The following is a 21,950-nucleotide window of genomic DNA, read 5'->3' as shown; positions in this document are numbered from 1 at the left end:
CCCGAGGGGATGCCGCACCGCCCCTTTCGTCCTGGGACGCGCAGGTCAGTCGTCGCGCGGCTCGACGCCGTCGGACTCTTCCTCGCCGTCGTAGGCGTCCCCCTCGTCGTCCTTGCGGTACGGATCGGGGTCGCCGGCGGGCGTCGCGCCCTGGGCGAGCTGGGCCACCTCGGCGTCGCGGGCCCTGGCCTCGCGGAGGAGGTCCTCGAGGTGCGAGGCATTGACCGGGATCTCGTCGGCAACGAACTCGAGGGTCGGCGTGAGCCGGATCGTCAGGTTGCGCCCCACCTCGCGGCGGAGCACCCCCTTCTTCGTCTCGAGCACCTCACGGGCGCCTTCGGCAGCGGTCCTGTCGCCCAGCACGGTGTAGTAGACCGTGGCGTGCTGGAGGTCATTGGTGACGCGGGCGTCGGTGATCGTGATCGCCTCTGCGCGCTCGTCCTTCACGGACCTGCGCAGGGCCTCGGCGACGACCACCTTGATGCGCTGCGCGAGGCGCGCGGCACGGGCCGGATCGGCCATGGTGTTCTCCTTCGTCGGAAGGTTGCGTGGACGGGACAGGAGGAAGGGGCCCCACGGGCGGGACCCCTTCCTCTGGAGGCGGCTAGGCGCGCGGCTTCTCGCGCATCTCGAACGTCTCGATGATGTCCTCGAGCTGGATGTCGTTGAACGACCCGAGCCCGATGCCGCACTCGAAGCCCTCTCGGACCTCGGTGGCATCGTCCTTGAACCGCTTGAGCGACTCGATCGTGAGCCTGTCGCCCACCACGACCCCGTTGCGCAGCACGCGGGCCTTGGCGTTGCGGCGGATGAGGCCGCTGCGGACGATCGAGCCGGCGATGTTGCCGAACTTGGAGGACTTGAAGATCTCCCGGACCTCGGCGGTGCCGAGCTGGACCTCCTCGTACTCCGGCTTGAGCATGCCCTTGAGCGCGAGCTCGATGTCCTCGATCGCCGCGTAGATGACCGAGTAGAAGCGCATGTCCACGCCCTCGCGGTCGGCGAGCTCGGCAACGCGTTCGGCCGGCTTGACGTTGAAGCCGATGATGATCGCGTTGTCGACCGTGGCGAGGTTGACGTCGTTCTGCGTGATGGCACCGACGCCGCGGTGGATGACCCGGAGCTGGACTTCCTCGCCCACATCGATCTTGAGCAGCGAGTCCTCGAGCGCCTCGACGGCACCGGACACGTCACCCTTGAGGATGAGGTTGAGGGTGTCGATCTTGCCCTCGGCCACAGCCTGGTCGAAGTCCTCGAGGCTGATGCGCTTGCGGCGCTTGGCCAGCTGTGCGTTGCGCTCGGCGGCCTCGCGCTTCTCCGCGATCTGCCGGGCAGTGCGCTCGTCCTCGGTCACGAGGAACGTGTCGCCTGCACGCGGCACCGAGGACAGGCCCAGGACCTGGACCGGACGCGACGGGGTCGCGGCCTCCACGGCCTCGCCGTCCTCGTCGAACATGGCACGGACGCGGCCGTGGGCCGTGCCCGCCACCATGTTGTCCCCGACGTGGAGCGTGCCGGACTGCACGAGCACCGTTGCGACGGCGCCGCGGCCCTTGTCGAGGTTTGCCTCGATGGCCACGCCGCGCGCGTCCTTATTCGGGTTCGCGCGCAGGTCCAGCGCGGCGTCGGCCGTGAGCAGGATCGCGGAGAGCAGGTCGTCGATGTGCAGGTTCTGCCGGGCCGAGACGTCGACGAACATCGTGTCGCCGCCGTACTCCTCGGGAACGAGGCCGTACTCGGTGAGCTGGCCGCGGATCTTCTCCGGGTTGGCGCCCTCCTTGTCGATCTTGTTCACCGCGACCACGATCGGGACCCCGGCCGCCTGGGCGTGGTTGAGCGCCTCGACCGTCTGCGGCATGACGCCGTCATCCGCGGCCACGACAAGCACAGCGATGTCCGTCACCTGGGCGCCGCGGGCACGCATGGCGGTGAACGCCTCGTGGCCCGGGGTGTCGATGAAGGTGAGCTTGCGCTCGCGGTCGTCGTGCTCGAACGCGATCTGGTAGGCACCGATGTGCTGCGTGATGCCGCCGTGCTCGCCCTCCACCACGTTGGTGTTGCGGATGGCGTCGAGCAGGCGGGTCTTGCCGTGGTCGACGTGGCCCATGACGGTCACGACGGCGGGGCGCTTCTCGAGGTCCTCGTCCGTCTCGGCCTCGAGCTCAGCGTCGAGGTCGATGTCGAAGGACTCGAGGAGCTCGCGCTCCTCATCCTCCGGCGAGACGACCTGGATCTTGTAGCCGAGCTCTTCGCCGAGCACCGCGAAGGTCTCCTCGTCGAGCGACTGCGTGGCCGTGGCCATCTCACCGAGGTGGAACAGCACGGTCACGAGCGAGGCCGGATTCGCGTTGATCTTCTCTGCGAAGTCCGTGATGGACGCGCCGCGGCGGAGCCGGACGATCGTCGAGCCGTCACCGCGGGGCACCGAGACGCCGCCGAGCGACGGTGCGCTCATCTGCTCCAGTTCCTGGCGCTTGGCGCGCTTCGACTTGCGCTGCTTGCCGCGGCCGGCGCCTCCCTTGCCGAAGGCGCCCTGCGTGCCGCCGCGTCCGCGTCCGCCCTTGCCGAAGCCGCCGCCGGCGGGACCGCTGCCGGGTCCGCCACCGGGCCGACCCGGGCCGCGTCCGCCGGTGCCCGCCGGGCGGGCGCCCGGCTGCGGGCGGTCAGTGCGCGGCGGCATCATGCCGGGGTTGGGGCGAGCGCCGCCCGAGCCGCCGGGGCGCGGAGCCCCGGGGCGCGGCGCGCCGCCGGGCCGGGGGGCGCCCGGCCGGGGAGCTCCCGGACGCGGGGCACCGGGACGCGGGATCCCTGCCGTACCGCCGGGACGGGGTCCTGCGGGACGCGGGCCGCCGGGACGGTCGCCGTCACGGCCGCCCGGGCGCGGCATCCCCTGGGAGGACGCAAACGGGTTGTTGCCCGGGCGGGGCGCCCGGTCGCCGTCGCGTGCAGGCCGCTGCATGCCCTGGGACGACGAGAACGGGTTGTTGCCGGGACGCGGGCCGCTCGGCCGCGGACCGGGAGTGGCGGCCGAGCGGGTGCCCGGGCGCGGAGCCGAGGATCCGGCAGCGGGTCGCGCTGCCGGACGCGGGGCGTCGGAACCGCCGGTGCGCGCGGGCTGTGCTGCCGGCCGCGGGGTGGACTCGGCTGCCGGCTGCTGGGGGGCGGCGGGGCGTGCCGGTCCCGGGGTCGCCGCAGGGGCGGCTGCCTGGGGTGCGGGCGCAGGACGCGCCGGACCGGGGCTGGGGGCACCGGACGGCTTGGGCGCCGGGCGGGAGGGCTTCTCCGCAGTCCCGGCGGAGGCCTTCGCCCCCGCGCCGTTCCTGCCGGTGTTCTTCCCGGCCTCGCCGGGGTAGGCGTCGCGAAGCTTCTTCACGACGGGCGCCTCGATGGTCGAGGACGCAGAACGCACGAATTCGCCGAGCTCTGCGAGCTTGGCGACAGCGTCCTTGGAGGTGATACCGAGCTCCTTGGCGAGCTCGTGTACGCGGACCTTGGCCACATTTCTCCTGTCTCGGTCCGCGCCGAGCCAGGCACGGACCGTCTACTGCTTGCTGCAGGCTCCCTCAGCGCGGGTGCGCGTCACGGAGCCCTCGGCGGTGCGCAACGAGAAGGTCATTGCTACGCACTCATCGGTCGGGGACTCATCGGGTGTCCATCAGATTTCTGACCCGCTTTCAGCTTGGACGGTTCCCACCCCGGCGGTGGCCGGGAGGGAGGTGCCGAAGTAGTCGTCGACGGCGGTCGCATCCACCGGCGCCCGGAAGGCGCGATGGAAGGCTCGCCGCTTGACGGCTTGCTTCAGGCATGCCCGGTCGGGATGCAGCCATGCGCCGCGACCGGGCAGCCGGCGGCGGGGGTCCACGACGACGCGGCGCGCGTCCTCGGGATCTACCACCAGCCGGAGCAGTTCCGACCGGGCCGCGACGCGGCGGCATCCGATGCATGTTCGCAGAGGCTGACCGGAAATCTGCGCCATCCCTGCTCTCTCACATCACTTTGGGCCGGCGCGGTGGCCAGCCCTGCCGCCGGGCACAGCCCGGACCTATCTAGTCTAGACCCTTTCGGCGGACTGTGCGTCGGATCCGATGTCGATGCGCCACCCGGTCAGCTTCGCGGCGAGCCGGGCATTCTGGCCCTCCTTGCCGATGGCGAGCGAGAGCTGGTAGTCGGGCACGATCACACGCGCCGAGCGGGTCGCCTCGTCGACGATAGTCACGCTGGTGACCTTCGACGGCGAGAGGGCGTTCGCGATGAAGGCCGTCGGGACGTCGCTGTAGTCCACGATGTCGATCTTCTCGTCGTTCAGCTCCGTCATGACAGCGCGGACGCGCGATCCCATCTCGCCGATGCAGGCGCCCTTCGCGTTGACGCCGGGTACGAGGGCTCGCACGGCGATCTTGGTGCGGTGGCCGGCCTCGCGTGCGATTGCCACGATCTCCACGCTCCGGTCGGCGATCTCCGGCACCTCGAGCTCGAACAGCTTCTTCACCAGGCCGGGGTGCGAGCGGGAGAGCGTGATGGACGGACCTTTCATCCCCCGGTGCACGTCCACGACGTAGGCGCGGATGCGGGAGCCGTGCAGGTACTTCTCGCCCGGGACCTGCTCGGGCGGCGGGAGGACGGCCTCGACGGTGCCGAGGTTCACCTGCACCATGTTCGGGTTGTGGCCCTGCTGGATGAGTCCGGCAACGAGCTCCCCCTCACGGCCCTTGAACTCGCCCAGGACGTTGTCGTCCTCCACGTCCCGCAGCCGCTGCAGGATGACCTGGCGCGCCGTGGTGGCGGCGATGCGCCCGAATCCCTGGGGCGTGTCGTCGAACTCGCCGACGGGATTGCCCTCGTCGTCCTCCTCGACGGCCCAGATGGTGACGTGGCCGCTCTTGCGGTCCACCTCTGCGCGGGCGCGCTCGATCGCGCCGGGAGACTTGTGGTAGGCGAGCAGGAGGGCCTGCTCGATGGTCGGGATGAGCTTCTCGACGGGGATGTCCCGTTCACGCTCCAGCAGGCGCAGCGCGCTCATGTCGATGTCCACTAGGCCTCCTCGGCGTTGTCGGTGTCGTGGCCGTCTCCCGCGGGGGGAGCCGGGATGTCCTCGAGATGGGTGAATTCAATCTCGACCCGGCCCGAGCGGACCTTCTCGAAGGGAAGCTCGAGCGGTTCTCCGGGCTTGGGCTTCATGCCCTTCTTCGCGGGGAGATCCGGCACCACGACGATGCCCGAATCGCTGACCTCCCGGAGCCGCCCGGTGACGTTCTCCCCGCCGATCACGTTGACCTTGACGAGCCGGCCCCGTGCGCGCCGCCAGTGGCGGAGCTGGGTCAGGGGACGGGCCACCCCGGGGGACGACACTTCCAGGTCGTAGGGCCTGCTGTCACCCTCAGGATCCGCGTCCATGACGTCGGAGAGCTCGCGGGAAAGCTCGGCGATGAGGTCCAGGCCGACGCCGCCGGTCTGGTCGTCGGTGAGGTCCACGACCACGTGGACCGTGCGGTACCGGCCGGCGGGCTTGACCGTGACGCCTTCGAGCGCGAGGCCGCGGGCCTCGACAGTCGGTTCGAGGAGCGAGTGGAGGCGCGCTTCCTCCCCCTCCGCATGCGAATCCTGTGCTGCCTGCGTCGGGGTGCCCCGCGAGGGCAGGTCGGGCTCGGACATGGGGGTCCGCCTCCTTCTGCTTGAGTTGTCCTCCAAGACTATCCGCTCGCCGGACCCGGCGAGGGTGGGGAGGCGGCCCATGGGATCATCGACTCCGTGAGATCCACCACCGCCCCCGCCGACCGCCCGCCCCGCACGGCGTCCGGCGGCACGGTGCCCTGGTGGCTGTGGGCGGCCGCGCTCGTGGTGGCTGCGGTGCTCGCGGCGGCCGCGTCGGTCATGGCCGCGCCCGACGCGGCTGAGCCGCAGCCCACCCCCGCGGAGGCGGCGCTCCTGCGCGCGCACGACGACGCCGCCCGCCTCGCCGCCGCCTCCTCCTCTGGAGACGCGGGCCTGGATGGCAGGCCGAGCATCCACGACCTCCTGGACCTCCAGGCACGGATGCTCGCGGCCTCGCTTCCGCCGCGGCTCGTCCCCACCGCAGGGGCCACACCCACGGGGTCTGCCGCACCCACCAGGTCCCCCTCGTCGACCGGATCCTCCACACCCCGCGGGTCCACCATTCCCTCCGCGTCCTCAAGACCCACCGAATCCTCAGAATCCAGCGCGTCCGCCACGCTCACCGGGTCCCCCCCGCCCACGCTCTCGGGCCCGGCGCTGGCCTCCCAGCTGGACCTGAGCGCCTCCGCGCGGCTCGCGGACCTCGGCGCGGTCGATGGGCCCACCGCCGCCCTCCTCGCATCCGTCGCTGCGGGGCAGGTCCTTGCCGCAGACCAGCTAGCACCCGGCCGACCCCCAACCGGCACCGGCGCATCTGGGGGCGCGGGAACGCCTGCGGCGGGAACCCCGGCCGCAGACCCCTCGACGGCACGCCCCACCGGCACCGGTGCGCCGACCGGCGCCGGCGGCTCCGCGACGTCGTCGGCCTCCCCGACCACCCCGGTCCCGAGCGCGGCCAGCGCCCCCGAGACGGCCGCGTTCGCAGCCGCCCAGTCGGCGGAGCAGGCGGCCGTGTGGACGTACACGGTCCTCGCTGCCCGGGCCTCCTCCGCGGCGCGCTCGGCGGACCTTGCCGCGGCAAGCCTGCACCGGACGCGGCTCGAGGAGCTTGCCGCACTGGCCCGCCGTGCGGGCGCTCCCCTTCCAACGCCCGCGCCCGGTTACGCGCTCCCCGCCGATGCCGGCACTCCAGCCCAGCTGGCGCAGCTCGAGGAATCGGCCGCCGCGGCGTGGTGCGGACTCGTGGGCGCCGCCGACCCGGGCCTGCGCCAGGAGGCCGCACAGGGCCTCGTGAAGGCCGCGCGCCAGGCCGCGGCCGTGGCCCCGGGATCCGCTGCTTCACGGGCCTTTCCGGGCAACCCGGGGAAGATCGCCGACCTCGCGGCTGCCGCCTCCTGATGGCGGCCGGCACCGCCCGTGATCGGCGCCGCCGCACCCCAATGTGGAGGGGCTAAGGAAAGGCTTGCTTCGCTGGAAGCGAGCGGGCCTGAGTGCGACAGTGGTGGCATGAGCGAATCAGCCACCCAGCTCCACCCCGAGCCGCAGGGCACAGACATCGCAGCGAAGCTCAACTGGCTCCGGGCGGGCGTCCTCGGTGCCAACGACGGCATCGTCTCGGTCGCGGCGGTTGTGGTCGGCGTCGCCGGCGTCACCGGGGACACCGGACCGATCCTCGCCGCCGGCCTCGCCGCCGTCGTGGGCGGTGCGATCTCGATGGCCCTCGGCGAGTACGTGTCGGTCAGCAGCCAGAGCGACAGCCAGAGGGACCTCATCGCGAAGGAGACCCGAGAGCTCCGCGAGCAGCCCACGGAGGAGTTCGACGAGCTGGTGGGCCTCTACCGCCACAAGGGCCTGTCCGAGGAGACGGCCCGGACGGTCGCGAAGGAGCTCACCGAGAAGGATGCGCTGCGCGCGCACCTCGACATCGAGCTGGGGATCAACCCGGACGAGATCGTCAGCGCGTGGCACGCCGCGTTCGCCTCGGCGGTCTCCTTCCTCATCGGGTCCATCCTGCCGATGCTCACCATCCTCCTCGCGCCGGCCTCCGTCCGTGTACCCCTGACGTTCGTGGCCGTCCTGATCGCGCTCGCGATCACCGGATGGGTGGGTGCCTGGATCGGCGGCGGCTCGCGTGTGAAGGCCTCCACCCGAGTGGTGGTCGGCGGTGCGCTCGCACTCGCGGCGACCTTCGGCCTCGGCACGCTCCTGGGGACCACCGGGATCGCCTGAGCTGCCCGGTCATCTCCTGCCATAACCGCCGGAGGTTCAGGACTTGGTGCGCCTTGACTGCTCCTCCCGTCCGGGACTGAGCGTCCTCCAGAGCCGTCCTGCGGCCCTCAGAGGTCCGCTGTCGCGGTGAGCGCGTCATGGACGGCGGCGACGCTTGCCTCGACGTCCGCCGCGTCCGTCGACCAGTTCGCCACCGAGATCCGCAGCACGCTCCGGCCGTGCCACCGGGAGCCGGTCATCCAGACGCGGCCGTCCGCGACCAGCCAGTCGGCCACAGCCTGGGTGCGCTCATCGGAACCGAAGGCGAGGCACACCTGGCTGAAGACGACGTCGTTGAGCACCTCGACGCCGTCGAGCGCGGCAATGCGGCGGGCCAGCTCGCGCGCGTTCCCGACGAGACCGGCCACGAGGGCGTCGACGCCGGACCGGCCAAGCGAGCGCAGCGCCGCCCACACCGTCACGCCCCGGGCACGCCGCGACAGCTCCGGCACCTTCTCGAAAGGGTCACCGGGCCCGTGTCCGCCGAGCGGGTCGTGCATGAGGTAGTCACCATGCATCCCGAGCGCGGTCCGCAGGGCCGGGATGTCACGGCACACCACGATCCCGCAGTCGTACGGGACGTTGAGGTTCTTGTGGGCGTCGGTGCCCCACGAGTCCGCGAGTTCGGCTCCGTCCATGAGGTGACGGGTGGTCGAGGACGCCGCCGCCCACAGCCCGAAGGCACCGTCGATGTGGACCCAGGCCCCATGGTCGCGGGCCGCCTCGACTGCCTCACGGAACGGGTCGAAGGCACCGGAGTGGAGGTTCCCGGCCTGGAGGCACACGATCGTCGGGACGCCGGCGTCGTCGGACGCTGAACCGGCGCCCTGAAGCCTCGCGCGCAGCGCATCCGGCCGGATCCGCCCCTGGCTGTCCACCTCGACGGCCTCTGGCGCGCCGAGCCCGAGCATGCGCAGGGCCATGTCCACGGTGTCGTGGCGTTCTGCCCCGACGAGCACACGGACGCGCGGCGCTCCGGCCAGTCCCCGGGCGTTGACGTCCCACCCAGCACGCTCGAGGACGCGCCACCGTGCGGCGGCGAGGCCGGAGAAGTTGGCCATGCTTGCACCCGTGGTGAACCCGACATCGGCGCCAGCCGGCAGGCCGAGGAGGTCCACGACCCACCTCCCCGCCGCCTCCTCCGCTGCCACAGCGGCGGGCGTCGCGAAGCGCAGGCCCGCGTTCTGGTCCCACGCGGAGACGAGCCAGTCGGCGGCCATCGCCGCGGGGAGCGTCCCGCCGATCACGAAGCCGTAGAACCGTCCCGAGCCCATGGCAGTCAGGCCCGGCTCGGCAGCAGAGGCGAGGAGGTCGATGGTCTCGGCCGGGTCGAGGCCCTCTGCCGGGAGGGCGCCGCCGAACACCTCGGCGAGTGAGTCCGCCGTCGCGCGGGGTGCCACGTGCCGTGTGGGCACGCCGGCGAGCCACCGCCGGGCGTGTCCTGCGGCGCGGGACAGGGGTTCGTCGAAGTCCTCGGGGCGCAGCATGGCTGCATGCTACGCCCGGCTCTCGGGCCCGCACAGGGCCGTGTCAGGCGAAGTTCTCCGTCCACACATCAATGCCGAGCTTGACGGCGAGGGCCGCGACGACGGCGAGGAAGACCCACCGGATGAACGTATTGCCCCTGGCCACGGCCATGCGCGCCCCGGTGTATCCGCCGAGCATGTTGGCGGCTCCGAGGACGAGGCCCAGCCCCCACAGGAGGGTCCCGGCCGGCGCGAAGAGTCCGAAGAGGATGAGCGCGCCGATGTTCGTGGCCATGTTGACGATCTTGGCCTTGGCGCTTGCCTCAAGGAACGCGTACCCCATGCCGGAGACGAGCGCGATGACCAGGAACGAGCCCGTGCCCGGGCCGATGAGCCCGTCGTAGAAGCCGATCACGAGCCCGAGGCCGCAGGCCGCGGCGAGGTGGCGCCGGCCCTTGAGGCGCAGCTCTGTGTACTGGCCCATCTGCGGCTTGAAGGCCGTGAACAGCGCCACCGCGACGATCGCCGCCAGGATGATCGGCTTGAACACCTTCCCCGGGAGCACCGTGGCCACCGAGGCGCCGCCGAACGCTCCCCCGAGCGCGACGAGCGCCATGGGGATGGCCGTGCGTAGGTCCGGGCGCACGCGGCGCGCATAGGTGAGCGCGCTCGTCGTCGTGCCGAAGACCGAGCCCATCTTGTTCGTGGCGAGCGCCTGCACGGGCGCAATGCCCGGCACCGCAAGCAGTGCAGGCAGCTGGATGAGCCCCCCGCCCCCCACGACGGCGTCGACCCAGCCGGCGCAGAACCCGGCGACGATGATCAGGACGAGGGTGAGGGGATCGACGGCCTCGAACCCGCTGGGCACGCCGGCGCTAGTCGACGTCGGCCGAGGCTGCGGCGGGAACAGCCTCAGGGGCCGTCCCGCGCACCTGCGCTACGACGCGGTCCACGACTCCGTCGACGGGGACATCCTCGGCGGTGCCCGTGCGGCGGTCCTTGACCTCGAGCGTGCCCGTCGCGAAGCCCTTGCCCACGGCGACGATGGTCGGGACGCCGATGAGCTCGGCGTCGCCGAACTTGACGCCCGGGGAGACCTTGGGGCGGTCGTCGAGCATGACAGTGAGGCCGCGGGCCTCGAACTCTGCGGTGATCCGCTCGGCCTCGGCGAAGATCTCCTCGCCGCGGCCCACCGCGACGACGTGCACGTCGGCGGGGGCCACCGCACGCGGCCAGATGAGCCCGCGGTCGTCGTGGTTCGACTCAGCGAGGGCTGCGACCGCACGCGTCACGCCGATGCCGTAGGAGCCCATCGTGACGGTGACCTGCTTGCCGTTCTCGTTGAGGACCTTGAGCTCGAGGGCCTCAGCGTATTTGCGGCCGAGCTGGAAGATGTGCCCCATCTCGATGCCGCGGGCCGTCTCGAGGGGGCCGGAGCCGTCCGGGGCCGGATCGCCGGCGCGGACCTCGGTGCACTCGATGACGCCGTCCCAGCCGAAGTCGCGGCCGGCCACGAGGCCGTAGACGTGCTTGCCGTGCTCGTTGGCGCCGGTGATCCAGCGCGTGCCGGAGACGACGCGGGGGTCCACCAGGTAGAGGATCTTGGCCTTGCCCTCGAGGCCGAGGAGCGCGTCCTCGCGATCGAGGCCCGGGCCGAGGTAGCCCTTGACGATGAGGGGCTGCTGCTTGAGCTGCTCGTCGTTCGCGGCCTCGATGCCGATCTCGCCGGCGACGGGGAGGAAGGCACCGATGTTCGCCTCGACGCGCTTCAGGTCCACGGCGCGGTCGCCGGGGAGGCCGATCACCACGAGCTGCGTCTCCCCCGTCGGCAGGGTCACGGCGAGGACCACGTTCTTGAGCGTGTCCGCGCCGGTCCACGGCCGCTCGGGGTTCGGGAAGATCGTCTGGGACGCGGCCACGAGGGTCTCGATGGTGGGCGTGTCCGGGGTGTCGAGGACCTGTGCGGGCGGCGCGTCGGAGTAGTCGACCTCCTCCGGCACCACGGTGGTGACGGCCTCGACGTTCGCGGCGTATCCGCCCGCCGACCGGACGAAGGTGTCCTCGCCCACCTCGGTGGGGTGGAGGAACTCCTCGCTCTTGGAGCCGCCCATGGCGCCCGCGGTGGCCTTGACGGGGACCACCTCGAGGCCGAGGCGGGCAAAGATCTTCAGGTACGCCTCACGGTGCTTGGCGTAGCTCACGTCGAGGCCGGCGTCGTCCACGTCGAACGAGTACGAGTCCTTCATGATGAACTCTCGCCCGCGGAGGAGGCCCGCGCGGGGGCGGGCCTCGTCGCGGTACTTGTTCTGGATCTGGTAGAGCGAGAGCGGGAGGTCCTTGTACGAGGAGTACAGGTCCTTCACGAGGAGGGTGAACATCTCCTCGTGCGTGGGGGCCAGGAGGTAGTCGGCCTCCTTGCGGTCCTTGAGGCGGAAGATGCCTTCGCCGTACTCGGTCCAGCGGTTGGTCGCCTCGTAGGGCTCCTTCGGCAGGAGCGCCGGGAAGTGGACCTCCTGCGAGCCGATCGCTGCCATCTCCTCGCGGATCACCTGCTCGACCTTGCGCAGCACCGCGAGCCCGAGCGGGAGCCAGGTGTAGATGCCCGGTGCCGCGCGGCGGATGTAGCCGGCGCGCACGAGCAGCTTGTGGCTCGCCACCTCAGCGTCGGCGGGGTCCTCCCGGAGCGTGCGCAGGAACAGGGTGGAGAGTCGCAGGACCACAGGGCTTTCCGTTTCTGGATGTGGAGCAGGAGAAAATGTCAGCTACCAATGTATCCCAGCGCGACTGTCCGGCACTCGCCGCTCACTTGGCGGCACCGGCCTCGAACACCCCGTGCGCCCCGCGCTCGGCGTCCACCATGTAGTGGCTCACGAAGGGATAGTGGCCCGCCTGAGGGAACGTCAGGTCCACGAAGCCGCCCTGCGCGGGAGCAAGGTCCATGGCCTGGGACGCCCCCGCCTGCCCGCCGTCCGCGCCCGGGGCGAGCCGGTACGCCCCTTCCGCCCAGACGGCGCTGAACTGGGCGCCGACCACGTGGAACGACGTCGCGCGGTCCGGGCCGGCGTCGAGGACCCACACGCGGACCCGCTCCCCCGCGCGCACGGCGAGCGGCGCGGCGTCGTACTGGTTCGGGTACCCGTTGAAGACCACGGCGTCCGGCGCACCAGCAGCGATCTTCGCCGAGTCGGCGATCCCCGGCGCGCCGTCGGCCGCCGCGGCGCCCCGGTACTGCTCGCTCTGGACGAGCACGAACTCGTGGTCCACGGGCGGCGCATCCGGCGGGTCGATCACGACGGCGCCGAACATCCCGTTCGCGATGTGCAGGGACATCGGCATGGTGGAACAGTGGTACATCCAGATCCCCGGCTGGGTGGCCCTGAACGTGTAGGTGAGCTGCTGGCCGGGGTCGATGGTCCGCATGGGACCGTCCGGGGCGAGCGAGCCCGCGTGGAAGTCGATCGAGTGCCCCGCGGAGGCGTCGTTGACGAGCGTCACCTCGAACGTGTCCCCCACCCGGCCGTGCAGCACGGGCCCCGGCGCGGTTCCGTTGTAGGTCCACAGCGTCTGCTCAACCCCGGGTGCCACCTCCGTGACCGTGTCCCGCACGGTGAGGGTCACCTTGTGGGTCGTCCCTTCGGGCACGGGCGGGAGGTCGGCGGGGTACGGGGTGTGGGCCCCTGCGGAGGCGCCGGGGGACGCGGGTGCTGCGGCAGCGGACGACGCGGCCGCGTGCTGCATGCCTGGCATGTCCATCGTCCCAGCCTGGGGAGCACCGGGGCCGGCCGTGCCCGTGACGTTGACCCGGAACACCATGCCCATCTGCTTGTGCCCCACCACAGAGCACCAGCCGTCCACGGAGGCGGCCATCACCCCGGCGTCGAGCTGGCCGCCCTGCCCGGGGTAGACGCGCCCGGAGTCCTGGCCGGTGGCGAGCACGAGGTCGTGCGGGGTCTGGTCCTTATTGGACAGCCTGATGATGAGCCGGTCCCCCGCGGGAACGGCCACAGTGTCCGGCACGAAGCGCATCCCGGACATGGCCACGTCCACGGTCGTGGTGTGGCCGGTGGGCACGACGCCGGTGCCTCCGTCCGCTCCCGCGGCGCCGGCCGCCTCGGCGGCCACAGGAGAGCCCCCGCCCGCGGCAGGAAGCACGGACGGATCTGCGGCAACCCCGGTCACGACGGCCGTGAGCAGCACGGCCAGTCCCACGGCCCCCGAGCCGAGGCGGCTGCGGACGGATGCGCCCACGGCGATAGGCCCGGAGCCTGCCGGGTACCGGGGCTGGTCCTCGGGGCGGGGGCGGGAGAACCACGCCCGGCCGGCCAGCCACAGGAAGGCCGCGAGCGCCACGAGGCCCGCGACGGCCGCGGACACCCGGACCGTGCTGGGCACCGGGAGGAGGTAGAGCGCGAGCGCCCCGTTGGCGAGGACCACGCGGAACCACGCGGCGCCGTCGAGCATGTCGGTGCGCCGCCGGACCACGGCCGGGCCTCCGCCGAAGACGACCGGGAGCAGGTACGAGAGAGCACCGAGCAGCACCTGCGCGGCGAACCCGGCGGCCAGGGCTGGCGTGAGGTCCGCGAGGGCCACGTGGAGGGACTCCCAGTCCGATGCGGTGGCGCACAGCCAGGCGAGGCGCACGAGGGCACCGGCGAGCCACAGCAGGGAGGCGAGTGCCGAGAGCGGCGCGAAGGCCACCGGCGGCTTGCTCCGCACCGCGCGCGCGAGCGGGACGGCCGAGACGACCACGCCGGACAGGTACAGGAGCACGCCGGCCGCTGCGAGGGGCCGGACGCCGACGAGTGCGCCCACGGCGGCCAGCCCCACACCCGCCAGGAGGGCCCACAGTGCGCGGCGCGACGTGGGCTCCGCCGCGTCGTCGGCGCGCGTGCGCAGCATGGTCGGGAACAGGGTGACGAGGGTGCCGAGGACGCTCAGGCCCACCCAGCCCAGGACGTTGACCGACTCGTGGGCGAGCAGGAGGCGCGGGTGCAGGTCACCCGCGTCCTCGAGGCCGGGGAGCGCGAGCAGGGCTCCCGCTGCGGCGCCGAGGGGCAGGAGGGCGCATGCCGCGAGGTAGTACCGCAGGGTCGAGGCGAACCGCGAGGGCAGAGCCCGGCGCACGCGCAGCAGCAGGGCGATCCCGTGCCAGCCCGCCGCGGCCCCGATGGCCGCGGCGCCCGCGACCGTCGCGGGCCACATCTGGCCCACAACGCCGGCCATGGCCACGGCGGCGCCGAGGTTCAGCAGTGCAAGCCGCGCGGCGAGGGCTCGGCGTGACGGCACGGGCAGCCGCAGGAGCGCTTCGGCGAAGTGCCACGAGTAGACCATGATGGCGTTGGTCGCCGCGCCCAGCAGGGCAAGATGCGTCAGGAGCCACCCTGCGGCGGGGACGCCACGGTGGATTCCGGAGAGCACCGCGATGGCCAGCAGCCACACGAGTGTCGGGACGTTGGCCCAGCGGTGCCATGTGGCACGGCCGGTGCCGGGCCGGCCGGGAACCGGCGCGGGGCTGGCCCCCCGGGGCGGCACGGTGGGGATCATGCTGCCCCCTCCTGACGGGCGCGCGCGGGCCGGGAACGGTCGAGCGTGGGCCGCCTCCCCCGCCGTCCTGCCGCCACGGCATAGGCGGCAACGGCAACGAACGCGAGCACGGCGGCCACGTTGCCCATCCCGCCCCACTGCCACGCGACGATGTCGCCGCGAGCGTCACCCACGGCAAGGCGCAGCACGAGGGCTGCATGCAGGAGCACCGCCGGGACCCACATCGCCGGCAGGTACGGAAGGGGCCGGCGCAGGACCGCCGGGAGGATCACGGGCGCGTGCGCCATGATCATGGACATGACGAAGCCGAGGAACACCGCGTGGAGGAATGCGTCGTAGGCCGATCCCGTGAGCGCTCCGGACCGCGAGCCGGGAGCGAGGAGGCTCACGGCAGCCGCGACCGCGAGCCACGCATAGCCGGAGAGGAGGCAGGCGGCCACGAAGCGCGGGAGCCCGCGGGAGCGGATGGTGGCGCGCGCGACGTCGTACCGTACGAGCCACGCGGCGAGCCCGAGCAGGGCCAGCCCGAACAGGGGATAGCCCACGGCGGGCCAGAGCAGGGTGACGGGGGCCAGTACGACGAGCACGGCGCACGCGGCAACGAGCAGCGGCTCTGCCCAGCGGCCCGAGATCCGCAGCCGTGCGAGCTCGAGACGCTCGCCGGCGATGGTCGCCAGCAGGAAGGCGGCCAGCCAAGGCACGACGGCGGGAACGCTCACCCCGGCTGCGAGCAGCGCTGCCCCACCGGCTGCGGCGACCGCACCGAGTGCCTGCACGAGGACGGCGGGGTCCCGCTGACGCCGCCAGAGCGGCACGTAGACAACGGCGAACATCACGGCACCCGCGAGCACGACGGCGCGCGGTACCCAGGCCGTGCCGGCGCCCGGCGTGGGCGCAAGCTGCGCGAGGGAGCCGACACCCAGCAGTGCAGGAGCCGAATAGCCCCACCACCGCCGCAGGGCCACGGCGCGCTCGAGCGCGATGAGGGTGCCGACGAACCCGAACACCATGAGCGTCCCGTGCGAGGGCGGCAGTGCGGGCGCTGCCTGCGCGCCTACCGGGGCGGCGACGCCGAGAAGCGCCAGTGCCGCGTCGAGGCCTGCGAGCAGGGCGGCGCCCCCGAGGACCAGGAGGAGGGCGCGCGGCCAGACAGTGGTGGCGATCTTGGGCGCTGCGCTCGGCGGTGGCGCGGTACGGGGACTCACGCGCGGCCGATCGTCAGCAGGCATGCGCCGGGCTCGGCGAACGGCTCGAGGGCGGAGCCCAGCTCAGGGTGGCCGAGGAGCCTCAGCGACTCCTCGACGAGGCCCGCGTGCACCGAGCAGACGACGCCGGGCTCGTCCTTGGCCGCAGCCAGCAGCGGGCAGGCCACGAGGCGCACGGTCCCCTTGGCACGGGCGCCCCGGCTCTGCGGCTCCTCGACGCCGAAGCCCAATTCATCGAGTTCGGCGAGCACGCGGCGTCGTGCGTCTGCGGCCGGGACAGCAGCAGCTGGGGTGCTCCCTGCCGTGCCGCCGCCCGCTGCATCGCCCTGGGCCGCGCCGCTGTGGACTGCAGCGCCCAGCGTTCGGCGGGCCCAGCTGCGTCCCGCCTCCACCCCGGCGCGCTCGGGATCCGGTGCGAGGCGCGCCACCTCGCTGGCGAGCACACCGGCGAGCCCGGCGTAGCCGACGCTCTCAGGCCGTTCCACGGCACGGTAGTGCTTGGCCGGACGTCCGCGACGGCCCTCCCCCAGCGGAGGGCCGTCGACGAGTTCCGCTCTCCCCGCGCCCACGAGGGCCTCGAGGTGTTCCCGGACGGTGTTGGGGTGCTGCCCGGTCTCTCCGGCGAGCTCCTCGACCGTGCGCGGGCCCCCGGCGGCGCGCAGCAGGTCGAGAATGGCGGCACGCGCGCCGGAGAGGGGAAGCGCGGGGCCGGGGGAAGCGGGCTGCGGGCCGAGAGAGGTCTTTTCCACGGAATTTATTGTAGTAAAGTCTGGAGCAGGACACCTCCCCTGGAAGGACATGAGATGGAATACACCGAGGCGAACCCCCTGACCCTGACCCAGAAGTCGTCCTGCGCCTGCGGCGAGCACGACGCCGAGGGCTTCCCCGAGCTGGACGTCCGTGTCATCCCGCACGCCATCCGGCACGCGACGATCTTCGGCGCGCTCGACTCGCTCGCCGTCGGCTCCGGGCTCGTGATCATCGCCAACCACGCCCCCCTTCCCCTCCTCGCGCAGGTGGACCAGCGCTACCGCGACGGCGCCTTCGAGATCACGTACCTCACCGAGGGCCCCGAGGAGTGGAAGGTCCAGTTCCGCCGCGAGGCGTAGCCCCCCTCCCTCCCCCACGACTCCAGGCGCCGGCCGTCCCACCGGCGCCTGGCCCCTGCCCGGGGGTCTTCGTCCGTGCCGGGCCGCGCTCGGGCCGTCCTGTCACATCGCTCCATTGACCGCCGCCGGGCCCGGGTCTAGCGTGCAATTCATCACTTGATGAATTCTCACTGGCCCACAGCCCGGGAGCGAGCCATGGAACACACCACGGGAGCGCATGCCGCTTCCACCCCGCCGGCGATCGAGGCGGACCGCCTCTCCGTGCGCATCCGCCGGACCCCCATCCTCCATGAGCTCGACTTCACGGTCCCCGCGGGCCGGGTCACCGGGCTCCTCGGGCCCTCCGGCAGCGGCAAGAGCACGCTCATGCGCTCCATCGTGGGCGTCCAGCGGCTGGGTGGGGGCACCCTCACCGTCCTCGGGAGGCCCGCCGGGTCCGCGTCCCTGCGCCGTTCCCTCGGCTACATGACCCAGGAGGCCAGCATCTACCGGGACCTCAGCGTCCTGGACAACGTCCGGTACTTCGGCGCCCTCCATGGCAAGTCCGCTGCGGACGCCCGTGGAGCCGTCGAGGCAGTCGGACTCGCCGACCTCGCCAAGCGCAAGGCCTCCGACCTCTCGGGAGGCCAGTTCAGCCGTGTCTCCCTCGCGTGCGCGCTCGTGGGGGATCCCGTGCTGCTCGTCCTCGACGAGCCGACCGTGGGCCTGGACCCGGTGCTCCGCGTGGACCTCTGGGAGCGCTTCCGGGCCCTCGCGGACTCCGGGTGCACGCTGCTCATCTCGAGCCACGTGATGGAGGAGGCGAGCCGCTGCGACACCCTCCTGCTCCTGCGGGAGGGCCGCCTCCTCGGACAGCTCACCCCGGACCACCTGCGCGAGCGGGGCGGGAGCCACGACCTCGAGCAGGCCTTCCTCGGCATCATCCGGGCCGACCTCGACCGGCAGGCGGCCGGCCTGCCCGTCCCCGCGAAAGAGCATGCCGCATGAACCCCCGGATGCTGTGGGCCACCGCAGTGCGCGTCCTGACCCAGCTGCGGCACGACCACCGCAGCCTCGCGCTCATCGTCGTCGTACCCTCCGCGCTGCTCGCGGTGGTGTACTGGCTCTACGAGAACGAGACCCTCCCCCCGGGCGCGCCGCGCACGTTCGACCGCGTGGGCCTGATCATGCTGGCAATCTTCCCGTTCATCGTCATGTTCCTCATCACCTCGATCACGATGCTGCGCGAACGCACCACCGGGACCCTCGAGCGGCTCATGACCACACCGATCCACACCGCGGACCTGCTCTTCGGGTACGGCATCGCGTTCTCGCTCATGGCCGCGCTCCAGTCCGCGATCGCCACTGCCGTCGCGTACTGGGTGTTCAACCTCGACATCAAGGGCAACGGCGGCTACGTGGTCCTCGTCGCTGTCGTGAACGCCGTGCTCGGGGTGGCGCTGGGCCTGTTCTGCAGCGCGTTCGCGCGCACCGAGTTCCAGGCCGTGCAGTTCATGCCCGTCGTCGTGATCCCGCAGATCCTGCTCTGCGGCCTGTTCGTGGCGCGTGACAGGATGAACGACGTGTTCCAGACCGTCTCGGACTGGATGCCCCTCACCTACTCCGTCAACGCGCTGCAGGAGATCGCCAAGAACGCCGATCCGACCGCGACGATGTGGCGCGACTTCGGCATCATGGCGGCCATCGTCCTGGGGCTTCTCGTGCTCGCCTCGTTCACGCTGCCGCGGAAGAGCTCGTGAGCCCAGCGGGCCGGGAGGCGAGCCGCGGACGTCCCGGCGACGGCGGCGACCGGCGCGCGCGGATCGTTGCCGTCGCGGGGCGCCTCTTCGCAGACCACGGGTACGACGCCGTGAGCCTCCGCCGCGTCGCCCGGGAGGCGAAGGTGGATCCGGCGCTCGTGCACCACTACTTCGGGGGCAAGGACGAGCTCTTCGGGGCCGCGGTCTCCCTCCCTGCTGACCCCGGCGATCTTCTCGCCGGGCTCGACCCGGCCGTGCCAGAGGGCCGCGGCGAGCTCGTGGCCCACGCCGTGCTCGCGCTCTGGGAGGGCCCTCAACAGCACGTCCTCGCCGCCTTCGCGCGAGCCACGATCGGCTCGGCCTCCCGCACGAGGCTGCTGCGCGACGTCGTGCGCCGGCGCATCCTCGCCCGGATCGCCGAGGGGCTCCCGTGCGACGCCGCGGAGCGGGAGCTGCGCGCCGGCCTCGCCGCGACACAGGTGGTGGGCTTCGTGCTCGTGAGGTATGTGGTCCGGCTCGAGCCGATCGCCTCGCTGACCGTCCGCGAGGCGGAGGCGTACCTCGCCCCGGCCCTCGAGCGGCATCTCACCGGGACCCTGCCGCCGGTTCGAGGGCTGGCCGGGGCGCCGTGAGCCCAGCCTTGGGCCTCAGAACAGGACCGTGGCGAACGTGCCGACCTGCTCGAATCCGACCCGGCGGTAGCTCGCCCGGGCCTTGTAGTTGTAGTCGTTGACGTAGAGGCTCACGACCGGCGCCAGGCGCCGGGCATGCTCGACGACGGCCGCCATTCCGCCGTGGCTGAGCCCCTCGCCGCGGTGGGACGGCTCGACCCACACGCCCTGGACCTGCGATGCGGCCGGGGAGACCGAGCCGAGCTCGGCCTTGAAGACCACCTCGCCGTCCTCGCCGAACCTCGCGAACGAGTGGCCGAGGTCGATGAGCTGGCGCACCCGGCGGTAGTAGTTCTCGCTGCCGCCGGCCACCGGCGAGTAGCCCACCTCTTCCTCGAACATCGACACGCAGGCGGGGGCGAGCGTGTCGAAGTCGTCGGCGGTCGTGACCCGCACGAGGGGGTCCGGGGCCACGGCCGGGCTGCCCTCCATGGCCAGCAGGGGCTGGGCCCGGCGGACATCCCGTGCCGCCGGCCCGGAGAGTTCGGCGAAGATCGCCAGCGTCGCCTCGGCGGGTCCGAAGATCGAGGCGAACCGGCGGCGGGAGTGGCGGATGACGTCGGCGTAGGCCTGGGCGTGGTCCGCCGGCACCTCGACGGGGACCACGTTCGCTCCGAGCCAGCACGCGCTCATCAGCCGCCCGTCGCCGTCGAACATCCCCACGATCTCGGCGCCGGAGGAGGCGCCGGCGGCCGTGCCGTGCGCCGCGAGGTGCGCGGCGACGAAGACGTTCGCGACGGGGTCGGCACCCACGAGCTCGGCAAGGGCGGCGGTGTCCCCGTCGCTGAGCCGGCGGACCGCACGCCCGGGCGGGCGGCTACGAGACGGTGACCACGGGGCCGCCCTGGACAGGATCTTCGCCACCGGCTTCCCCCATCCCCTCGGCGATCTTCATCGCCTCTTCGATCAGCGTCTCCACGATCTCGCTCTCGGGCACCGTCTTGATGACCTCTCCCTTGACGAAGATCTGACCCTTGCCGTTGCCGGAGGCGACGCCCAGATCGGCCTCGCGCGCCTCTCCCGGGCCGTTCACCACGCAGCCCATCACCGCCACGCGCAAAGGAACCTCCATGCCCTCCAGCCCCGCGGTGACCTGCTCGGCGAGCGTGTACACGTCCACCTGCGCGCGGCCGCAGGAGGGGCAGGAGACGATCTCGAGCTTGCGCGGGCGCAGGTTGAGCGACTGGAGGATCTGGATGCCGACCTTGACCTCCTCCACGGGCGGGGCGGAGAGCGAGACGCGGATCGTGTCGCCAATGCCCTGGGACAGGAGGGCGCCGAAGGCCGTGGCCGACTTGATGGTGCCCTGGAATGCCGGGCCCGCCTCGGTCACACCGAGGTGCAGGGGCCAGTCGCCGCGCTCAGCGAGCATCTCGTAGGCGCGCACCATCACCACGGGGTCGTTGTGCTTGACCGAGATCTTGAAGTCGTGGAAGTCGTGCTCCTCGAAGAGGCTCGCCTCCCACACGGCGCTCTCCACGAGCGCCTCCGGAGTGGCCTTGCCGTACTTCTTCAGCAGGCGCGCATCGAGGGAGCCGGCATTGACCCCGATCCTGAGCGAGGTGCCGTGGTCCTTCGCCGCCTGGGCGATCTCCTTGACCTGGTCGTCGAACTTCCGGATGTTGCCGGGGTTGACGCGCACGCCCGCGCAGCCGGCCTCGATCGCGGCGAAGACGTACTTCGGCTGGAAGTGGATGTCCGCGATGACGGGAATCTGCGACTTCTTGGCGATGATCGGCAATGCCTCGGCGTCATCCGCGGAGGGGCAGGCTACGCGGACGATGTCGCAGCCGGCGGCCGTGAGCTCGGCGATCTGCTGGAGCGTGGCGTTGATGTCCGTGGTGGGCGTCGTGGTCATCGACTGGACACTGATCGGCGAGTCGGAGCCGACGCCGACCGACCCCACCTTGATCTGCCGCGTCCTGCGCCGGGGCGCGAGGACGGGCGGCGGGGCGTCTGGCATTCCGAGGCTGACCGAGGTCACTGATGGCTCCTTACGGGTACTGCTGGGAGGGGTGCTACGTGGTGGCTGCGTCAGACGGTCGCGGCGTCGGCGAGGCGGCCGATGATGGGGTTCCACTCCGGGGCCTGCGTCTCGGCAACGAGGGACGCCTTCTGGAACGGGTCCTGGGCCAGGAGTGCGTCGAGGGCGGTACGATCCGACACCTGGAAGACGAGCAGGGCCTTCGATCCGTCGTCGATGGGACCGCTCGCGAGGAGCTCGCCGGACTCTGCGCGTTCACGGAGCCACGCGCGATGGGCGGGACGCACCTCGTCGAGGCGGCGGACCGCCTCCTCCGGAGCGGAGACGTACCGGTACTCGACGGCGAAGACAGTCATGGGTCCAGACTATCTC

20 protein-coding genes are annotated in these 21,950 nt (G+C 72.2%); 6 read left to right on the top strand and 14 right to left on the bottom strand.

What is annotated here, in order from left to right; translation table 11 throughout:
• Positions 1-45: 45 nt before the first annotated feature.
• The 5 genes from rbfA to rimP all read right to left on the bottom strand — a co-directional run bounded on the left by rbfA (position 46) and on the right by rimP (position 5,652).
• Complete coding sequence (gene rbfA, locus IE231_RS14170) at positions 46-522, bottom strand: 30S ribosome-binding factor RbfA (RefSeq protein ID WP_189694631.1); 477 nt, start codon at positions 520-522, stop codon at positions 46-48.
• A gap of 82 nt (positions 523-604) precedes the next feature.
• A complete protein-coding gene (gene infB / locus IE231_RS14165) occupies positions 605-3,499 on the bottom strand; it encodes a translation initiation factor IF-2 (RefSeq protein WP_189694630.1) in 2,895 nt (964 codons plus the stop codon).
• 156 nt (positions 3,500-3,655) lie between these two features.
• Complete coding sequence (locus IE231_RS14160) at positions 3,656-3,976, bottom strand: YlxR family protein (protein WP_189694629.1); 321 nt, start codon at positions 3,974-3,976, stop codon at positions 3,656-3,658.
• A gap of 75 nt (positions 3,977-4,051) precedes the next feature.
• A complete protein-coding gene (gene nusA / locus IE231_RS14155; protein WP_189694628.1) occupies positions 4,052-5,032 on the bottom strand; it encodes a transcription termination factor NusA in 981 nt (326 codons plus the stop codon).
• Positions 5,032-5,652: a ribosome maturation factor RimP gene (gene rimP / locus IE231_RS14150; RefSeq protein ID WP_189694627.1), complete on the bottom strand. Its 621-nt coding sequence runs from the start codon at positions 5,650-5,652 to the stop codon at positions 5,032-5,034. The genes nusA and rimP overlap by 1 nt, the downstream gene beginning before the upstream one ends.
• A 96-nt stretch (positions 5,653-5,748) precedes the next feature.
• Between rimP and IE231_RS14145 the strand changes: the two genes are divergently transcribed.
• The gene (locus IE231_RS14145; RefSeq protein ID WP_189694626.1) at positions 5,749-6,990 is read left to right on the top strand and encodes a DUF4439 domain-containing protein; all 1,242 of its coding nucleotides are present in this window, start codon (positions 5,749-5,751) and stop codon (positions 6,988-6,990) included.
• A 108-nt stretch (positions 6,991-7,098) separates the two neighbouring features.
• Entirely contained in the window at positions 7,099-7,821 is a 723-nt protein-coding gene (locus tag IE231_RS14140) for a VIT1/CCC1 transporter family protein (protein WP_189694625.1), read from the top strand.
• 107 nt (positions 7,822-7,928) lie between these two features.
• Here the strand turns inward: IE231_RS14140 and IE231_RS14135 are convergent, their stop codons facing one another.
• The 6 genes from IE231_RS14135 to IE231_RS14110 all read right to left on the bottom strand — a co-directional run bounded on the left by IE231_RS14135 (position 7,929) and on the right by IE231_RS14110 (position 16,824).
• Complete coding sequence (locus IE231_RS14135; RefSeq protein WP_189694624.1) at positions 7,929-9,347, bottom strand: pyridoxal phosphate-dependent decarboxylase family protein; 1,419 nt, start codon at positions 9,345-9,347, stop codon at positions 7,929-7,931.
• A 43-nt stretch (positions 9,348-9,390) separates the two neighbouring features.
• Positions 9,391-10,194 (bottom strand): sulfite exporter TauE/SafE family protein, encoded by an 804-nt coding sequence (locus IE231_RS14130; protein ID WP_189694623.1) that lies wholly within the window; start codon positions 10,192-10,194, stop codon positions 9,391-9,393.
• Positions 10,195-10,201: 7 nt separating this feature from the next.
• The gene (locus IE231_RS14125; protein ID WP_189694622.1) at positions 10,202-12,046 is read right to left on the bottom strand and encodes a proline--tRNA ligase; all 1,845 of its coding nucleotides are present in this window, start codon (positions 12,044-12,046) and stop codon (positions 10,202-10,204) included.
• Between the two features lie 82 nt (positions 12,047-12,128).
• Positions 12,129-14,870, bottom strand: coding sequence for a multicopper oxidase domain-containing protein (locus IE231_RS14120; protein WP_189694621.1), 2,742 nt, complete (start codon positions 14,868-14,870; stop codon positions 12,129-12,131).
• On the bottom strand, positions 14,867-16,075 hold the full coding sequence (locus tag IE231_RS14115) for a DUF8744 domain-containing protein (protein WP_229867034.1): 1,209 nt from the start codon (positions 16,073-16,075) through the stop codon (positions 14,867-14,869). Before IE231_RS14115 ends, IE231_RS14120 begins: the two co-directional genes overlap by 4 nt.
• A complete protein-coding gene (locus tag IE231_RS14110; RefSeq protein ID WP_189694620.1) occupies positions 16,072-16,824 on the bottom strand; it encodes a helix-turn-helix transcriptional regulator in 753 nt (250 codons plus the stop codon). Before IE231_RS14110 ends, IE231_RS14115 begins: the two co-directional genes overlap by 4 nt.
• A gap of 54 nt (positions 16,825-16,878) precedes the next feature.
• Here IE231_RS14110 and IE231_RS14105 point away from each other — a divergent pair, with 54 nt between their 5' ends.
• The 4 genes from IE231_RS14105 to IE231_RS14090 all read left to right on the top strand — a co-directional run bounded on the left by IE231_RS14105 (position 16,879) and on the right by IE231_RS14090 (position 19,555).
• Positions 16,879-17,184 (top strand): DUF2249 domain-containing protein, encoded by a 306-nt coding sequence (locus tag IE231_RS14105; protein ID WP_189694619.1) that lies wholly within the window; start codon positions 16,879-16,881, stop codon positions 17,182-17,184.
• A gap of 195 nt (positions 17,185-17,379) precedes the next feature.
• The gene (locus IE231_RS14100; RefSeq protein WP_189694618.1) at positions 17,380-18,171 is read left to right on the top strand and encodes an ABC transporter ATP-binding protein; all 792 of its coding nucleotides are present in this window, start codon (positions 17,380-17,382) and stop codon (positions 18,169-18,171) included.
• A gap of 8 nt (positions 18,172-18,179) precedes the next feature.
• Positions 18,180-18,923, top strand: a complete 744-nt coding sequence (locus tag IE231_RS14095) for an ABC transporter permease (protein WP_374189461.1) — start codon at positions 18,180-18,182, stop codon at positions 18,921-18,923.
• A complete protein-coding gene (locus tag IE231_RS14090) occupies positions 18,920-19,555 on the top strand; it encodes a TetR/AcrR family transcriptional regulator (protein ID WP_229867029.1) in 636 nt (211 codons plus the stop codon). The genes IE231_RS14095 and IE231_RS14090 overlap by 4 nt, the downstream gene beginning before the upstream one ends.
• A gap of 15 nt (positions 19,556-19,570) precedes the next feature.
• Here IE231_RS14090 and IE231_RS14085 read toward each other — a convergent pair whose 3' ends face one another.
• The 3 genes from IE231_RS14085 to IE231_RS14075 are packed head-to-tail and all read right to left on the bottom strand — an operon-like array spanning position 19,571 to position 21,934.
• A complete protein-coding gene (locus tag IE231_RS14085; RefSeq protein WP_306341570.1) occupies positions 19,571-20,458 on the bottom strand; it encodes a GNAT family N-acetyltransferase in 888 nt (295 codons plus the stop codon).
• On the bottom strand, positions 20,412-21,578 hold the full coding sequence (gene ispG / locus IE231_RS14080) for a flavodoxin-dependent (E)-4-hydroxy-3-methylbut-2-enyl-diphosphate synthase (RefSeq protein WP_189694616.1): 1,167 nt from the start codon (positions 21,576-21,578) through the stop codon (positions 20,412-20,414). Before ispG ends, IE231_RS14085 begins: the two co-directional genes overlap by 47 nt.
• Positions 21,579-21,628: 50 nt before the next feature.
• The gene (locus IE231_RS14075) at positions 21,629-21,934 is read right to left on the bottom strand and encodes a YciI family protein (RefSeq protein ID WP_189694615.1); all 306 of its coding nucleotides are present in this window, start codon (positions 21,932-21,934) and stop codon (positions 21,629-21,631) included.
• Positions 21,935-21,950 lie beyond the last annotated feature (16 nt).

The sequence above is a fragment of the Sinomonas cellulolyticus genome (assembly GCF_014656475.1).
Taxonomy (GTDB): Bacteria; Actinomycetota; Actinomycetes; order Actinomycetales; family Micrococcaceae; genus Sinomonas; species Sinomonas cellulolyticus.
Note: the sequence above shows the minus strand (reverse complement) of the source record. Positions and strands in the feature narration are given on the sequence as shown.

What these genes read in the sequence shown, in the direction of transcription:
- rbfA (WP_189694631.1), bottom strand. Translation starts at nt 522, where the DNA reads ATGGCCGATCCGGCCCGTGCCGCGCGCCTCGCGCAGCGCATCAAGGTG.
- IE231_RS14160 (WP_189694629.1), bottom strand. Translation starts at nt 3,976, where the DNA reads ATGGCGCAGATTTCCGGTCAGCCTCTGCGAACATGCATCGGATGCCGC.
- rimP (WP_189694627.1), bottom strand. Translation starts at nt 5,652, where the DNA reads ATGTCCGAGCCCGACCTGCCCTCGCGGGGCACCCCGACGCAGGCAGCA.
- IE231_RS14140 (WP_189694625.1), top strand. Translation starts at nt 7,099, where the DNA reads ATGAGCGAATCAGCCACCCAGCTCCACCCCGAGCCGCAGGGCACAGAC.
- IE231_RS14135 (WP_189694624.1), bottom strand. Translation starts at nt 9,347, where the DNA reads ATGCTGCGCCCCGAGGACTTCGACGAACCCCTGTCCCGCGCCGCAGGA.
- IE231_RS14120 (WP_189694621.1), bottom strand. Translation starts at nt 14,870, where the DNA reads ATGATCCCCACCGTGCCGCCCCGGGGGGCCAGCCCCGCGCCGGTTCCC.
- IE231_RS14105 (WP_189694619.1), top strand. Translation starts at nt 16,879, where the DNA reads ATGGAATACACCGAGGCGAACCCCCTGACCCTGACCCAGAAGTCGTCC.
- IE231_RS14100 (WP_189694618.1), top strand. Translation starts at nt 17,380, where the DNA reads ATGGAACACACCACGGGAGCGCATGCCGCTTCCACCCCGCCGGCGATC.
- IE231_RS14095 (WP_374189461.1), top strand. Translation starts at nt 18,180, where the DNA reads ATGCTGTGGGCCACCGCAGTGCGCGTCCTGACCCAGCTGCGGCACGAC.
- IE231_RS14075 (WP_189694615.1), bottom strand. Translation starts at nt 21,934, where the DNA reads ATGACTGTCTTCGCCGTCGAGTACCGGTACGTCTCCGCTCCGGAGGAG.